The 13,802-nt window shown below is 51.0% G+C and carries 13 protein-coding genes; 7 read left to right on the top strand and 6 right to left on the bottom strand.

Features of this window, described 5'->3' with window-relative positions; translation table 11 throughout:
• The first annotated feature begins 264 nt into the window (after positions 1 to 264).
• On the top strand, positions 265 to 1,086 hold the full coding sequence (locus tag FDW97_RS20985) for a serine protease (RefSeq protein ID WP_137351569.1): 822 nt from the start codon (positions 265 to 267) through the stop codon (positions 1,084 to 1,086).
• Between the two features lie 34 nt (positions 1,087 to 1,120).
• On the opposite strand, the gene mdtI is transcribed toward FDW97_RS20985, so the two are convergent.
• Complete coding sequence (mdtI, locus tag FDW97_RS20980; RefSeq protein ID WP_038640477.1) at positions 1,121 to 1,450, bottom strand: multidrug/spermidine efflux SMR transporter subunit MdtI; 330 nt, start codon at positions 1,448 to 1,450, stop codon at positions 1,121 to 1,123.
• Entirely contained in the window at positions 1,437 to 1,802 is a 366-nt protein-coding gene (gene mdtJ / locus FDW97_RS20975) for a multidrug/spermidine efflux SMR transporter subunit MdtJ (RefSeq protein WP_160956389.1), read from the bottom strand. The genes mdtI and mdtJ overlap by 14 nt, the downstream gene beginning before the upstream one ends.
• Before the next feature lie 416 nt (positions 1,803 to 2,218).
• Between mdtJ and FDW97_RS20965 the strand changes: the two genes are divergently transcribed.
• Complete coding sequence (locus tag FDW97_RS20965; protein ID WP_087856372.1) at positions 2,219 to 3,253, top strand: AI-2E family transporter; 1,035 nt, start codon at positions 2,219 to 2,221, stop codon at positions 3,251 to 3,253.
• Between the two features lie 30 nt (positions 3,254 to 3,283).
• On the opposite strand, the gene FDW97_RS20960 is transcribed toward FDW97_RS20965, so the two are convergent.
• Complete coding sequence (locus FDW97_RS20960; protein ID WP_137351568.1) at positions 3,284 to 4,480, bottom strand: multidrug effflux MFS transporter; 1,197 nt, start codon at positions 4,478 to 4,480, stop codon at positions 3,284 to 3,286.
• A 261-nt stretch (positions 4,481 to 4,741) separates the two neighbouring features.
• Here FDW97_RS20960 and FDW97_RS20955 point away from each other — a divergent pair, with 261 nt between their 5' ends.
• Positions 4,742 to 5,593 (top strand): aldo/keto reductase, encoded by an 852-nt coding sequence (locus FDW97_RS20955; RefSeq protein ID WP_087856370.1) that lies wholly within the window; start codon positions 4,742 to 4,744, stop codon positions 5,591 to 5,593.
• A gap of 42 nt (positions 5,594 to 5,635) precedes the next feature.
• Here the strand turns inward: FDW97_RS20955 and pntB are convergent, their stop codons facing one another.
• Together pntB and pntA are read right to left on the bottom strand one after the other, a co-directional pair.
• Positions 5,636 to 7,024: a Re/Si-specific NAD(P)(+) transhydrogenase subunit beta gene (gene pntB, locus FDW97_RS20950; protein ID WP_038640472.1), complete on the bottom strand. Its 1,389-nt coding sequence runs from the start codon at positions 7,022 to 7,024 to the stop codon at positions 5,636 to 5,638.
• 10 nt (positions 7,025 to 7,034) lie between these two features.
• Positions 7,035 to 8,564, bottom strand: coding sequence for a Re/Si-specific NAD(P)(+) transhydrogenase subunit alpha (gene pntA / locus FDW97_RS20945; RefSeq protein WP_085049552.1), 1,530 nt, complete (start codon positions 8,562 to 8,564; stop codon positions 7,035 to 7,037).
• A gap of 525 nt (positions 8,565 to 9,089) precedes the next feature.
• On the opposite strand from pntA, the gene ydgH reads away from it, so the two are divergent.
• The 3 genes from ydgH (at position 9,090) to folM (ending at position 12,422) form a co-directional block, all read left to right on the top strand.
• Positions 9,090 to 10,034, top strand: a complete 945-nt coding sequence (gene ydgH / locus FDW97_RS20940; RefSeq protein ID WP_069324179.1) for a DUF1471 family protein YdgH — start codon at positions 9,090 to 9,092, stop codon at positions 10,032 to 10,034.
• 246 nt (positions 10,035 to 10,280) lie between these two features.
• A complete protein-coding gene (locus tag FDW97_RS20935) occupies positions 10,281 to 11,663 on the top strand; it encodes an amino acid permease (RefSeq protein WP_069324180.1) in 1,383 nt (460 codons plus the stop codon).
• A 36-nt stretch (positions 11,664 to 11,699) separates the two neighbouring features.
• Positions 11,700 to 12,422 (top strand): dihydromonapterin reductase, encoded by a 723-nt coding sequence (folM, locus tag FDW97_RS20930; protein WP_069324181.1) that lies wholly within the window; start codon positions 11,700 to 11,702, stop codon positions 12,420 to 12,422.
• Here the strand turns inward: folM and FDW97_RS20925 are convergent.
• Complete coding sequence (locus FDW97_RS20925; protein ID WP_032939759.1) at positions 12,419 to 12,754, bottom strand: GlpM family protein; 336 nt, start codon at positions 12,752 to 12,754, stop codon at positions 12,419 to 12,421. The genes folM and FDW97_RS20925 overlap by 4 nt on opposite strands.
• A gap of 126 nt (positions 12,755 to 12,880) precedes the next feature.
• On the opposite strand from FDW97_RS20925, the gene rstA reads away from it, so the two are divergent.
• On the top strand, positions 12,881 to 13,615 hold the full coding sequence (gene rstA / locus FDW97_RS20920) for a two-component system response regulator RstA (protein WP_170973237.1): 735 nt from the start codon (positions 12,881 to 12,883) through the stop codon (positions 13,613 to 13,615).
• Positions 13,616 to 13,802 lie beyond the last annotated feature (187 nt).

Below are 13,802 nucleotides of genomic sequence, written 5' to 3'. Positions count from 1 at the left end.
TGTAGTTACTATGGCGTCCCCCACGCCGTAGCATACGGCGCTAAATCATTCAGATTTGGCGCCGCCTTTCGGAGGGTAAAATGGTGTCACATTACCGCTTTGAGTTCATTCTTACGGCCCTGATTATTTGTGCCCTCATCGCCATGCATTTTTATCTTTCCTGAGTGTAGTTATCTGATTTTACTCCCACTTTCCCGCCGTCCCGTCTATAGTATTAACTGAGGGTTTGCTGTTAAAAATCATAATTCCCCACCAGAGTGTGATATGCATAAAACCATTGCTGTGTTACTGGGTTCAATTTATTTAACTCCTGTCGTTGCGCATGCGGAACAGCCAGCAACGTCCAGCGCTGAAGCAGAAAATATAAAAACGCTGTTTTTTGGACATGACGATCGCATTAAGGTGACTGACCCAACGCAATCACCATGGGACGCTATCGGACAACTGGAAACCGCCAGCGGTAATCTGTGTACCGCTACGCTCATTTCACCCCATCTGGCTCTGACTGCCGGACACTGCTTACTTACGCCGCCAAAAGGTAAACCTGATAAAGCCGTGGCGTTACGCTTCGTGTCGAAAAAGGGTATCTGGCGTTATGAGATCCACGGAATTGAAGGCCGGGTTGATCCTTCGCTCGGCAAACGTTTAAAAGCCGATGGTGATGGCTGGATTGTGCCCCCCTCCGCCGCCCCATGGGATTTTGGTTTGGTGGTGTTGCGTTATCCACCTTCCGGTATCACACCGCTGCCATTATTTGAAGGTGATAAAGCGGCATTAACCGCGGCGCTGAAAACCGCGGATCGTAAAGTCACGCAGTCGGGCTATCCGGAAGATCATCTTGACGATTTGTACACGCATCAGGATTGCGTGGTGACCGGCTGGGCGCAAAATACCGTTTTGTCACATCAGTGCGATACGCTCCCGGGCGACAGTGGGTCGCCATTGATGCTGAAGACGGATTCCGGCTGGCAATTGATTGGCGTACAAAGCTCCGCTCCGGCGGCGAAAGATCGCTGGCGGGCAGATAACCGCGCGATTTCCGTGACCGGGTTTCGCGACAAACTGGAAGCGCTGGCCAAGGGATAACGCATACTGCCCGTATTAACGGGCAGCACTTTTATCAGGCCAGTTTTATCATGATCATTCCGGCCAACAGCAATGCCACGCCGATCCAGCCTTTATTGTTCAGACGCTGACCAAACAGCACCCAGCCTGCGGCTAACGTCGCGGCAATCCCGAATCCGCCCCATAAGGCATAGGCGACGGAGAGATCGATGCCTTTTACCGCCTGCGACAGCGCACTAAAAGCCGCTAAAACTGCAGCCAGCGACAGCACGCCATAAGCCTTGCGGCGAAAACCATCAGAAAACTTCAAAAAGACGTTAGCCACGATTTCCAGAACGATAGCCATGCCAAGCCAGGCGCCATGAACCCATTCAAACTGCTGCATGGGTCACCTCTCTGCCCGCTTTGGCAGGCTTTCGTGTACCGGATTTAATCAGCACAATACCTACCACCAGCGAGACCAGACCAGCCACCTTCATCGTGGACAAGGTTTCGTCAAATAACAGCACGCTGAACAGCGTAATAAATAAAATACCGATACCTTCCCATAAGGCATAAGCTACGCCGAGGGCAATTTTTTTAACGGCAAAACTGAGAAAAATATACGATAAGGCGATCATTACCAGCATTAAAATAAAGCCTGAATTACCATGGCCCACGCTCGCCCATTTCATTGACAGCGTACCGGTAATTTCAGCCGCGATGGCCAGACCTAATAATATCCAGTAAAACATGATGCTTCTCCTGCTTGAGAATATAGTCCTTTGGGCCTACTGCATGCAGTAAACCAAAAAATAAAATCAGTTAGCTCAGCGCACAGCGCCAGCTCAGGCAGAAGAAGGGACTAAAGCGCGTTGCGCCAGTGTTGCTCACCCGCAAGCAGGAAAGTGGAAGAGGTACGAAGAAGTGTAGGTAAAAGCAAAAACATCCTGAACATATTGTCCATAATATTACAATTATCCGCAGTGTTGCTTCTCATCATCGCGGATGATAATTGTCCTCGGTAGTTAAACACAGATGATTTGTATCATAGGTTCATTACGAACTCAAAGCCTTTTCACTTCTTTACCAGCCCCGTTTGATTTTTGTTATAACGGCTCGACGTAAATCACATTATTATTCAGATTCAAAAAGTAAAAACGCAGGAATACACATGGCGAAACCGATCATCACGCTTAACGGGCTAAAAATAGTCATTATGCTGGGCATGCTGGTTATCATACTGAGCGGCATCCGCTTTGCCGCAGATATCATCGTGCCCTTTATTCTGGCATTATTTATTGCCGTTGTGCTGAACCCTGTGGTGCAACGCATGGTGAAACTTCGCATACCGCGCGTATTCGCAGTGTCATTGCTGATCGTAATTATTGTAATGCTAATGGTGCTGTTATTAGCCTACTTAGGTACATCCTTAAATGAGCTTGCGCGGACGCTACCGCAATACCGTTCTTCACTGGTTATCCCGCTGAAAAATCTCGAGCCTTGGCTACAGCGCGCAGGGATAGGCGTTTCGGTGGATGAGCTCGTCAAATACATCGACCCGAACGCGGCAATGACGCTGGTCACTAATTTACTGGCGCAGCTGTCTAATGCCATGTCATCGATATTTTTGCTGCTGCTGACGGTGGTTTTTATGCTGCTGGAAGTCCCGCAACTGCCCAACAAACTGAAACAAATGATGAGCCGGCCTATTGAGGGAATGGCAGCGATTCAACGCGCCATCGACAGCGTATCGCACTATCTGGTACTAAAAACGGCAATCAGCATTGTGACTGGACTGGTCGCCTGGGGCATGCTCGCCGCCCTCGACGTGCGCTTTGCCTTTGTCTGGGGATTGCTGGCCTTCGCCCTCAACTATATTCCTAATATCGGTTCCGTGCTGGCAGCCATCCCCCCTATTGCTCAGGTGCTGGCATTTAGTGGTCTTTACGACGCCCTGGTGGTGCTGGCGGGTTATCTGATCATTAACCTGGTGTTCGGGAATATCCTCGAACCGCGGATTATGGGACGTGGTCTTGGGCTGTCCACGCTGGTAGTGTTTCTGTCGTTGATCTTCTGGGGCTGGTTGCTGGGACCTGTGGGGATGCTGCTTTCTGTCCCGCTGACCATCATCGTCAAAATTGCGCTTGAGCAAACCAACGGCGGGCAAAGCATTGCCGTTCTGCTTAGCGATCTCAACAAAGCGTAAACTGTCGCCCCGCCTGCGCGGGGCTTTCGTTTATCGTTTAGCTCGTAACGCCAGGGTGGCACTCAACAGCGTAAATAACGCAATTATCCACGCCATGGTCCATGGCGTGCCGTCACTGAAAGCGGCCAGCAGTAATGATGAGATAATCCCGCTACCGTACTGTAATGCGCCAATCAGCGCGGAGGCTGAACCAGCGATGTTCGGTACCGCATCCAGCGCTGCGGCCGTTGAGGTAGCCGCAATAATGCCGTTCATCGAGAACAACAGGAATATGGTAATGATAATGGCCACAATTCCCCCGGACTCCAGCTTAACCAACAGGGCAAGCGCAACCGCAGCCAGCGCCGCCAGCATCGTCGCATATTTCTGCAGTTGCTCCAGGGGATGTCGTTGCACCAGCCTACGGTTTACCACGCTCATCGCCATGACGCCGACAATATTTAGCGCAAACAGCCAGCCATAATGCTGAGGATCAACATGGTAATAGCTAATATAAACAAATGGCGATCCGGTAATAAACGCATACGCGCCGACGTAATAAAACGTCAGGCTCAGGGTGTAGCGCATAAAACGCCCATTAGATAACAGGGAACGGTAATTACGAAATGCGCCCGTCAGAGAAGCTTTTACCCGTTTTGCTTCAGGCAGTGTTTCTGGTAGCCAACATAAAGAGACACACATTAACGCGCCAATCAGCACCAGCAGCCAAAAAACTGCGTGCCAGGTGCTCAGGCGAATAATTTGCCCGCCAATCAATGGCCCAGCTATCGGCGCAATCGCCATTATCAGCACCAGCGTCGAGAGCATTTGCGCCGCACGGGTACGCGCAAAGAGATCGCGGATCATTGCCCGGGCCAGCATAGGTCCAGTACAGGCGCCAAGGGCCTGAAATACCCGCCAGAAAACAATCTGCGTGATGCTTGTAGACATCGCACATCCTGCAGACCCGATGATAAAAAGCACCATGCCAATAAACAGCGGTTTACGCCTGCCCAGATGATCGCTAATCGGTCCCCAAATCAGCTGTGCGATAGTAAAACCTACCAAAAATCCGGTGATCGTAAGTTCTACATTGCCATGTAAATCCGTGGCCATTGTCGGCATTGCCGGAAGATAAATATCGGTAGAAAGTGAGGTAAAGGCCATCAGGCCACTGAGGATCAGAATAAAAGTAAGGCCGGTGTGGCTTGCTGTAGCCACCGGCGATGCCAGTTCATTTTTACGCATAGCGCTCTGTCATGTTGAAGAAACAGACCGCAGTATATATGCGACGTATTGCGGTGATTAGAGGGCTAAAATGGCATAAGTTTATGAACCATAATCATGAATAATGGCAACGTTAGCAGCAGATACTGCGATCCCACTCCAGTATTTGCTATCCAGAAATGAATTTAACTCATAGGTCCATGCGGGATTCACAGACTAATAGTACCCACAGAAAATTGCTAATCTGCGGTCAATACAAAGATGAATGCTCAGGAGAATCCCATGAATACAAAAGTACTCAATAACGGTGTTGAGATGCCCCTGCTTGGTTTTGGCGTTTATCAAATGACCGATGCCGCCGAATGCGAGCAAGCCGTACGGGATGCCATTGATTCAGGTTATCGCCTGATTGATACCGCTGCCTCATATCTGAATGAAACTCAAGTAGGGAACGCACTCAGGCAAAGCAGTGTGCCACGTAATGAGCTTTTCGTGACCACCAAGCTGTGGTTACAAGATGCAAGCTATTCCGGCGCAAAGGCGCAATTTACGCGGTCCCTGCAACGCCTTCAGCTTGATTATATTGATCTTTATTTAATCCATCAGCCCTATGGAGATGTACATGGTGCCTGGCGCGCTATGGAGGAGTTATATGAGGAAGGAAAAATCCGTGCGATTGGCGTGAGTAATTTTTATCCGGATCGACTGGCTGATTTAATGGCCTTCAATCGCGTGATTCCTGCCGTAAACCAGATTGAGGTAAACCCATTCCATCAACAGCCACATGCGGTTGCCTGGATGCAGAGCAGAAACATTCAACCACAAGCCTGGGCACCGTTCGCCGAGGGACGTAATGACCTGTTTCAGAACCCGGTTTTAGCGGCTATTGGGGAAAAATATGGCAAAAGCATCGGTCAGATCGTGCTGCGCTGGATTTATCAGCGCGGAATTATTTCACTGGCGAAAACCGTGCGTAAAACGCGTATGACCGAAAATATTCAGGTGTTGGATTTTAGCTTGACCCCGGAAGAAATGACGCAAATTGCCGCCATGGATAGCGGAAGCAGCGCGTTTTTCTCGCATCGAGATCCGGCTAGAGTGGAATGGATCACCCAGCGGAAGCTGGACGTTTAAAAAAACGGCCTCCGCAGAGGCCGTCTTACTTTTAGCTAACGATTACAGCGCTTTCAGAATCGCATCCACGCTGGCCTTGGCATCGCCAAACAGCATATGGGTGTTTTCTTTAAAGAACAGCGGGTTTTGTACGCCAGCATAGCCGGTGTTCATTGAACGTTTAAACACGATAACGTTCTGCGCTTTCCACACTTCCAGCACTGGCATACCGGCGATCGGGCTGCGTGGGTCATCCTGCGCCGCCGGGTTTACCGTATCGTTGGCGCCAATAACCAGTACGGTATCGGTGTCGGCGAAATCATCATTGATTTCATCCATTTCCAGCACGATGTCATATGGCACTTTGGCTTCCGCCAGCAGCACGTTCATATGACCCGGCAAACGCCCTGCTACCGGGTGGATCCCGAAACGCACTTTGATGCCGCGGGCACGCAACTTCTCAGTGATTTCCGCCACCGGATATTGCGCCTGAGCCACAGCCATACCGTAGCCCGGAGTGATGATCACGGAATGCGAGTTCTTCAGCATTTCTGCTGTGTCTTCTGCATTAATCTCCCGGTGTTCACCCACTTCTTCATCAGAACCCGTAGATGAGCCATCAGAACCGAAGCCGCCCGCAATAACGCTGATGAACGAACGGTTCATTGCTTTACACATAATGTAAGACAGGATCGCACCGCTCGAACCTACCAGCGCACCGGTAACGATCAGCAGATCGTTGCTCAGCATAAAGCCCGCCGCCGCCGCCGCCCATCCGGAGTAGGAGTTGAGCATTGAAACGACTACCGGCATGTCTGCACCACCGATGGACGCCACCAGATGCCAGCCAAAAGCCAGCGCAATAATGGTCATCACCAGCAGCGCCAGAACCTGCAGGCCAACGCTTTCAGTACGAACAAACACCACCAACAGCAGGAAGGAAACTACCAGCGCCGCGAGGTTCATTTTGTGACGGTTTGGCAGCATCAGCGGTTTAGAGGAGATCTTGCCGCGCAGTTTGCCAAAGGCCACCACGGAACCAGTAAAGGTCACCGCACCGATAAAGATACCGAGGAACACTTCTGTCAGGTGAATGTTCACCAGAATCGGTTCCAGGCCCGTGTCGTGATACAGGTAGCTGTTAAAGCCCACCAGTACCGCCGCCAGACCAACGAAGCTGTGCAGAATCGCCACCAGCTCCGGCATCTCGGTCATCTCGACTTTTTTCGCCAGGCGGATACCAATCGCGCCGCCGATGATCATCGCTACCAGGATCCAGGCAACATTGCCGGTATCCGGGCCAAAAATCGTCGCAATCAGCGCAATCGCCATCCCGGCGATACCGTAGTTGTTACCCTGCTGGGAGGTTTCGTGTTTCGAAAGTCCCGCCAGGCTGAAAATAAACAGGATCGCGGCAACAATGTATGCAGCTGTAACTAATCCTCCAGACATATGTTACCCCTTAGTTTTTCCGGAACATTTTCAGCATGCGCTGAGTCACGGTGAAGCCACCGAAAATATTAATGCTGGCAATAAGCACCGCGATAAAGCTCAGGAAACTCACCCAGCCACCCTGGCCAATTTGTAACAACGCGCCGACAACGATAATCCCGGAGATGGCGTTGGTCACAGACATCAGCGGAGTATGCAACGCGTGCGACACATTCCAGACCACGTAGTAACCCACCACGCAGGAAAGCGCGAACACCGTAAAGTGACCGAGGAACTCTTTCGGGGCGACGTCGGCAAGCCAGCCAAACAAAATGACTACCAGCGCCATCAGCGCATATTTACGCCATGGTGAAACCGGTTTTTTCTCTTCTTTCGGCGCGGGAGCCGCTTTTGGCGCAGCCTGCGGCTGAGCTGAAACCTGGATCGGCGGCGCAGGCCAGGTGATTTCACCCTCACGAACCACCGTCACGCCACGTACCACCACGTCGTCAAAATCAACGGTAATGTTGCCGTCTTTCTCTTTGCACAACAGTTTGAGCAGGTTGACGAGGTTGGTACCGTACAGTTGGGAAGACTGCGTCGGCAGACGACCAGGCAAATCGGTATAACCGATAACCTTCACACCGTTCTCGGTGGTGGTCACCTGGTTAGGCACGGTATATTCACAGTTACCGCCGTTTTGCGCGGCGAGATCGACAATTACACTCCCCGCTTTCATCGAATCAACCATTTCACGGGTGATCAGTTTCGGCGCAGGCTTACCCGGGATCAATGCCGTTGTAACGATAATGTCGACATCTTTTGCCTGAGCGGCGAAAAGCGCCATCTCGGCTTTGATGAAGGCTTCGGACATCACCTTAGCGTAACCGTCGCCGCTGCCCGCCTCTTCTTTAAAGTCCAGTTCGAGGAATTCAGCGCCCATACTCTGAACTTGTTCTTTCACTTCCGGACGGGTGTCAAAAGCACGGACGATAGCGCCCAGGCTGTTTGCCGCCCCGATCGCCGCAAGCCCTGCCACACCCGCACCAATCACCATGACCTTGGCAGGCGGAACCTTACCCGCGGCGGTGATCTGTCCGGTAAAGAAGCGGCCAAATTCATGGGCGGCTTCAACAATGGCGCGATAGCCGGCGATATTCGCCATCGAGCTTAAGGCATCAAGCGACTGCGCACGCGAAATACGCGGGACGGAGTCCATCGCCATCACTGTCACATTGCGCTCTGCAAGCTTTTGCAGCAGTTCCGGGTTTTGCGCAGGCCAAAGAAAACTCACCAGCGTCGTGCCCGGATTAAGCAAGGGAATTTCCGCCTCTTCCGGTGCATTGACCTTCAGAATAATCTCTGACTGCCAGACAGCATTGCCGTCAACAATTTCTGCGCCTGCCTGCACAAACGCCTTATCGTCAAAACTCGCCAGTTGACCTGCGCCGCTTTCAACCGCGACGCTAAAACCCAGCTTTAGCAGCTGCTCAACCGTTTTCGGCGTAGCTGCGACACGGGTTTCATTGGTTAACCGTTCTTTTGGTATGCCAATTCGCATAATGTTCCCTTCCATCTGTATTTTTGATGATGGTTTATCAATGTTTACAAGAGGCATGCGCGCACTCTCGAAAGAGGTCAGTGTTACCTCAATAAAATAAAACAGTAACAAACTCTGTATAACCTACTGAAAATGGAGCCTGTGATCTAGCGCCAAAAAACAGTATTTATTATGAAATTCGCAAAACAGGGATGAATTCGCCAGCAGACAGGGATAATGCCCTTTAAATAGCCCGCAATGGCTGATAATTCGCTCAAGCGAAGCGGCAAAACATGATTAAGCGCCACCAGAGAACAATTGATTAACATTAAATTAACTTATGAAATTCAACTGTTTTATCAGTTTTAGCCTCCAAACGCCGAATTTTTGGACATATCACAAAATGTTATCGACACTGTTACACCCTGTGGCACGATGAGTGAAAAATGACGCAGACACTGACACAATTTAAATGCAATAATCAGCGACGTTTCTAGTCAATAACAATACCAGTACCTGGTTTGCGCAAGGCGAAGGATTATTTTTATGAAGCTTAAGAACACTCTCCTGGCGTCCGCACTTATTTCTGCGACTGCTTTTTCTGTAAATGCAGCGACAGAATTGACGCCGGAGCAAGCTGCTGCCCTGAAACCCTATGACCGCATTGTGGTTACCGGTCGTTTTAATGCGATCGGTGACGCGGTGGATGCCGTATCACGTCGTGCAGATAAAGACGGTGCAGCCTCTTTTTATGTTGTTGATACCTCAGATTTTGGCAGTGGCGGTAACTGGCGCGTTGTAGCCGACATCTATAAAGCCGACGCTGAAAAAGCGGAAGCATCCAAAAACCGTATTATTAACGGTGTGATGGAGTTACCTAAAGATCAGGCCGTTCTGATAGAACCTTACGATACCGTTACGGTACAGGGCTTCTACCGCAGCCAGCCTGAAGTGAATGATGCCATCACCAAAGCGGCGAAAGAAAAAGGGGCTTACTCCTTCTATATCGTTCGCCAGGTCGATGCCAACCAGGGTGGTAACCAGCGTATTACCGCATTCATCTATAAAGCGGATGCGAAAAAACGCGTAGTACAAAGCCCTGATGCAATCCCGGCTGATTCTGATGCCGGTCGCGCCGCATTAGCTGCAGGTGGTGAAGCCGCGAAGAAAGTTGAGATCCCGGGCGTTGCGACTACCGCATCTCCGAGTGCTGAAGTTGGCCGCTTCTTCGAAACGCAATCCACCAAAGGTGGACGTTACACCGTCACGCTGCCGGATGGCACGAAAGTTGAAGAGCTGAACAAAGCGACTGCTGCCATGATGGTTCCGTTCGACAGCATCAAGTTCACCGGTAACTACGGCAATATGACCGAAGTCTCTTATCAGGTTGCCAAGCGCGCAGCGAAGAAAGGCGCGAAGTATTATCACATTACTCGCCAGTGGTCAGAACGTGGTAACAACATGACCATCAGCGCTGATCTGTATAAGTAATATCCTATGCTTTATCAGGCCTGCAGCGCTTGTAGGCCTGATAATTTTCCCTTGTTAAGCCCTCAGCCCGAACAAAAAACACGAATATTAAGACAACTTTTCACACTATTAGTCACAAATCTCTCTATCCCCATTGCATGCGTTCTCTTCTCTCCGTAAAATCCCGCGCCTTAGTGGCTTTCACCATTTTTATGCGGTTTGCCAAAATAATTATTCTCTCACTCTCGTTTTAGTAACTGGATACAAATGGAAAAGAAATTGGGTCTGAGCGCACTGACCGCGCTGGTTCTAAGCTCAATGCTCGGCGCTGGTGTTTTCAGCCTGCCACAAAATATGGCGGCGGTTGCCAGCCCGGCTGCATTACTGATTGGTTGGGCGATTACCGGTGCGGGTATTTTGCTACTCGCCTTTGCCATGCTGATCCTGACGCGTATCCGACCTGAACTGGACGGTGGCATTTTTACCTACGCGCGCGAAGGTTTCGGGGAACTGATTGGCTTCTGCTCTGCATGGGGATACTGGCTATGCGCCGTTATCGCTAACGTTTCGTATCTGGTTATCGTCTTCTCTGCGCTCAGCTTCTTTACCGATACGCCGGAATTACGCCTTTTTGGCGATGGTAATACCTGGCAGGCTATTGTTGGCGCATCAATGCTGCTGTGGATCGTCCATTTTCTGATACTGCGTGGGGTGCAAACCGCAGCCAGCATAAACCTGGTCGCGACCCTGGCCAAATTGCTGCCGCTTGGCCTGTTTATCGTGTTGGCGTTCATGCTGTTTAAGCTCGATACCTTCAGTCTGGATTTTACCGGCGTCGCGTTGGGCGTCCCCGTCTGGGAGCAGGTCAAAAACACTATGCTCATTACCCTTTGGGTATTCATCGGTGTGGAAGGCGCAGTGGTGGTTTCCGCCCGCGCACGAAACAAACGCGATGTCGGACGCGCCACGCTGCTGGCGGTGCTTGCCGCGCTGGGCGTTTATCTGTTGGTCACCCTGCTGTCGCTGGGTGTTGTCGCGCGTCCAGAACTGGCAGAAATCCGCAACCCATCAATGGCCGGTCTGATGGTAAAAATGATGGGGCCATGGGGCGAAATTATTATTGCCGCGGGTCTGATTGTCTCCGTTTGCGGTGCCTATTTAAGCTGGACGATTATGGCGGCGGAAGTGCCATTCCTCGCCGCTACCCACAAAGCGTTTCCACGGATTTTCGCGCGTCAGAATGCGCAGGGTGCGCCATCCGCGTCGCTGTGGCTGACCAACATCTGCGTCCAAATCTGTCTGGTGCTGATCTGGCTCACAGGTTCCGACTACAATACGCTACTGACTATTGCCTCAGAGATGATTCTGGTGCCCTATTTGCTGGTCGGTGCATTTTTGCTGAAAATCGCTACCCGTCCGTTGCATAAAGCCGTCGGTGTCGGTGCGAGCATTTATGGCATATGGTTATTGTATGCGTCAGGTCCGATGCACCTGCTGCTGTCTGTGGTGCTATATGCGCCGGGACTACTGGTTTTCCTTTATGCCCGTAAAACACACGCGCATGAAAATGTATTAAAACGTCAGGAGATGGCGCTGATCGGCCTGCTGCTTATTGCAGCAGTTCCGGCGACCTGGATGTTGGTGGGGTAACGCTATCCCCATCGTTCGCGAAACCTGGAGATTACGATGGGTAAAAAGCCCCCTTTGCCGATACTTATCACTGGAGGAGGTCGTCGCATCGGCCTCGCCGTCGCATGGCATTTTCTCAATCAAAGACAGCCAGTTATTGTCAGCTATCGGACACATTACCCGGCCATTGATGGCTTATGCGAAGCTGGCGCGTTGTGTATCCAGGCTGACTTTTCTACCGATAAAGGCGTGTTAGCCTTTGCCGATGAGGTTAAAAGGCAGACGACCGGTTTGCGCGCCATTGTGCATAATGCCAGTGCCTGGGTTGCAGAAAAGCCGGGCACGCCGCTAACCGAAGTGCTGTCGGCCATGATGCAGATTCATGTCAATACGCCCTACTTACTCAACCACGCCCTGGAAGAGTTGTTACGCGGTCATGGACATGCGGCCAGCGATATTATCCATTTTACGGATTATGTTGTGGAGCGTGGCAGCGACAAGCACATCGCTTATGCTGCCAGTAAAGCGGCGCTGGACAATATGACTCGCTCGTTCGCCCGCAAACTGGCGCCGGAAGTCAAAGTGAATGCGATTGCCCCCTCGCTGATCCTGTTCAACGAGAGTGACGATGCTGAATATCGCCAGCAGGCTCTGAATAAATCACTGATGAAAACGGCGCCCGGTGAAAAAGAAGTCATTGATTTAATTGACTATCTATTGACCAGTTGCTTTGTCACAGGACGTAGTTTTGCCCTTGATGGCGGGCGTCATCTGCGTTAATGCAGTTTAATCCAACAAAAAATCAGCAACCACGCGCTCAGGCTCCAGCACACCACTGACCCGCCGAGCGCGACGGGTAAGCGCATAAAGCCGGTGAAATACCACAGCGAAACGAGGTAGACAAAATAGGGAATAATCGACCACATGCTGAATACAATGGTGGTACGCAACGCCTCGATTCCACGCTCACTGGCCACGATATAATGGGCAATCAACGCGAATGTCGGGAACAGCGGGATTAATCCAGCAATATAGTAATTCTTTGTTTTAGCGAGCAAACCAATCAACACCACCACCAGCGCACCCAGCGCCGCTTTGATAACGAGTCCCATTACCCTGCCTTAACACATCAATAACATCAGTCCCTAGCATAACGGAAGCAATCTTGTTTAGAAAAGATTAATGGAAGGAAAAACGAGGGCGGTGTATGTTGGCGTTTTATATTCAAAATGAATGATATGAACACCATTGTATTTGTTGAAGATGATCCTGAAGTTGGCTCGCTGATTGCCGCCTATCTGGCCCGGCATGACATTGAGGTTATTCTTGAACCTCGTGGTGATTTGGCCGAGGAGAGAATCCTGCAAGTTCAACCCGATCTGGTGTTGTTAGATATCATGCTGCCGGGCAAAGACGGGATGACAATCTGCCGCGATTTACGTGGACGCTGGCAGGGTCCGATTGTTCTGCTGACCTCTCTGGACAGCGACATGAACCATATCCTGGCGCTGGAAATGGGGGCCTGCGACTACATCCTTAAAACAACCCCTCCGGCCGTACTGCTTGCGCGACTACGCCTGCATTTGCGTCAGAGCGAACATTCAGCCCAGTCTAAAGGTATTCAGGCAGCGACCATCACGCCGCACACAACGCTACGCTTTGGTACACTCGCTATCGACCCAACCAACCGCTCCGTGTTACTCGGCGGCGAGCAAGTCTCTCTTTCCACCGCCGATTTTGAATTATTGTGGGAGCTGGCGACTCATGCCGGGCAGATTATGGACCGCGATGCGCTGCTGAAGAACCTGCGCGGTGTAAGCTATGACGGTATGGATCGCAGCGTTGATGTGGCGATTTCCCGATTACGTAAAAAACTGCTTGATAACGCCACTGAGCCCTATCGAATCAAAACGGTACGCAACAAAGGTTACCTGTTTGCACCGCACGCCTGGGACGACGAGCCACAGAAATAGTGCCATCAGGCCGGTCTCGCAGATCGGCTGGATTTATCACAATACGTTACACCGTCACGAAAAATTGTTTACAGAACAGGCATACAACCGCCATCCGGCTGGTTTCCACATTTTTTGTGTGGCTGCTGACTTCCCCCCTCTCTATAATCCGTTGCGGTCCTGAACCTTATGGTTCAGGTTTATTTCG

The sequence above is a fragment of the Citrobacter sp. wls708 genome (genome assembly GCF_005281255.1).
GTDB classification, from domain to species: domain Bacteria; phylum Pseudomonadota; class Gammaproteobacteria; order Enterobacterales; family Enterobacteriaceae; genus Citrobacter; species Citrobacter werkmanii.
Note: the sequence above shows the minus strand (reverse complement) of the source record. Positions and strands in the feature narration are given on the sequence as shown.